This window comes from Amycolatopsis speibonae, assembly GCF_042647925.1.
Lineage (GTDB): Bacteria > Actinomycetota > Actinomycetes > Mycobacteriales > Pseudonocardiaceae > Amycolatopsis > Amycolatopsis speibonae.
In genome coordinates this window covers 1-532 of sequence record NZ_JBHRWK010000137.1, presented here as the reverse complement: position 1 = coordinate 532, position 532 = coordinate 1, and the positions used below count along the sequence as shown (strand labels likewise).

Sequence of the window (532 nt, the reverse complement as noted above, 5' to 3'; positions counted from 1 at the left end):
CCCTACCGGGCACCAACGAGATGTTGACCGGCAACCAGTCCTTCTTCGCCTGCAATAACAACAACAGATCGTCGTACTTATTCCACTCCCCCTCGTGCAACACCTCCTCGTCAGGACGGAAATTCATGACCCACTCCGGCATCAGGTCGCGAACCTGCTCCAGACGGGGCTCAATCTTTGCGTGCGTGTCCGTAAGATCCTGCGCCTTCTTCACGTCGATCTGTCCGCCGGAAAGACCAGCCACCACAGGCGCGGGTACTCGCAAACCGGTCACATCCACAGCCGCGGCGTGCAAATCCCGTACCCAGTCCTGCAACTCCGTCGGCGTCGCCAGGCCCGCCGGGCTCGCCGGGTTCGAACGGTTCTTCTTCAGATACCCCTCCAGCGAGGCGTCTTCGCCAGGACCCGCACCCCAGGGCGCCTCACCCGCCGGAACCTCCGCCGGAGCGTCGCTCGGTCCGGCACCCGCCACACCCCGACCCTCTGCCCCGGGACCGGACACAGGATCAGCGTCACCAGGGCCGAGATGCCG

The 532-nt window shown here is 64.8% G+C and carries 1 protein-coding gene; it reads right to left on the bottom strand.

What is annotated here, in order from left to right:
• A partial coding sequence (locus ACFOSH_RS42485; protein ID WP_378247222.1) for a hypothetical protein occupies positions 1-472 on the bottom strand: 472 nt, incomplete at its 3' end.
• Positions 473-532 lie beyond the last annotated feature (60 nt).